Raw genomic sequence first — 1,252 nt, forward strand, 5'->3', positions numbered from 1 at the left:
TAGCACCCCGACAATCATCTCCACAGAGCGATCCATCAGGACCGCCACGATGCGATCCGGGCCCACCCCCTGCTCGCGCAGTGTCCAAGCCAGCTGATTGGCCCGCGCATTCAGCTCCGCATAAGTCAGGTGCCGGTTCTCGTACACAACCGCCACTGCGTTTGGTGTCTTCTCGACTTGGGCCTCAAACAGCCCATGGATCGTCGCTTCTCGCGGATAGTCCGCTGCTGTATCGTTGAATGCATGCAACAATAACTGTTCCTCCTCCGCCGTCACGAGCGATATCGAAGCAATGATTGCTTCTGGCTGCCCTGCGATTTGGGACAATAGCTGTACAAAGTGCGTCAGGCGCCGCTCGACCGTCTCCGCGTTGAACAGCGTGCGGCTGTATTCCAGCAACAACTGAAGTCTTTGCTCCCGTTCCACGACGTTCAGGGTTAAGTCGAACTTCGTCGTCAGATGGTTCAGTTCGACCGGGCGAACCTCAATGTCCGCCAGACCAAAGCGCGTCTGCTCCATATTTTGCAATATCAGCATCGTATCGAACAGCGGGTTGCGGCTCCTATCCCGGCGCACATTCAGCTTCTCTACCAGTTCCTCGAACGGATAGTCCTGATGTTCAAACGCTGCCAGCGTCCGCGCCTTCACCTCGTGCACGAAGTCAATAAATCGCTTCTCCCCGGACGGGGCGTTACGCAGCGCCAGCGTGTTCACGAACATCCCGATCATCGGCTCTGTGTCCGCATGTGTGCGCCCCGACACCGGCGTACCCACCACAATGTCGCTCTGCCCCGTGTACTTGTGCAGCCACACGTTATAGGCTGCAAGCAGCACCATGTAAAGCGTCGCTCCGGTCTCTGCTGCGATTCGTTTAAGGGCCTCTGCAGTCTTGGTGCTCACTTCGGTGTATACCTTTCCGCCCTCGCTGCTTGGCACCGCCGGACGCACTCGGTCGGTCGGCAACTCCAGCACCGGCGCTTCCTCCGCAAAGGTGGACAGCCAGTACGCCTCATGCGTTTGCATCCGCTCAACCTCGAGCGCGCCATGCTGCCAGACCGCATAGTCCTTGTACTGAATCCGCAGCGGCGGCAGCTCCTCGCCGGCATACGCCGTCATGAAGTCCGACAGCAGGATGTTCATCGATACGCCGTCCGACACAATATGATGCATGTCCCACAGCAGCCAATAACGGTCCTCCGCTAGACGCAGCAGCTCGGCGCGTAGCAGGGGTGCTTGGTCAAGTGCGAACGGA

General features: G+C 58.8%; 1 protein-coding gene. It reads right to left on the bottom strand.

Annotation, left to right across the window (positions count from 1 at the left end; translation table 11 throughout):
• On the bottom strand, positions 1–1,252 hold a 1,252-nt coding region (locus tag MHB56_RS29775), incomplete at both ends, for a condensation domain-containing protein (protein ID WP_341144430.1).

Source organism: Paenibacillus sp. FSL H8-0315 (genome assembly GCF_038005365.1).
Lineage (GTDB): Bacteria > Bacillota > Bacilli > Paenibacillales > Paenibacillaceae > Paenibacillus_AQ > Paenibacillus_AQ odorifer.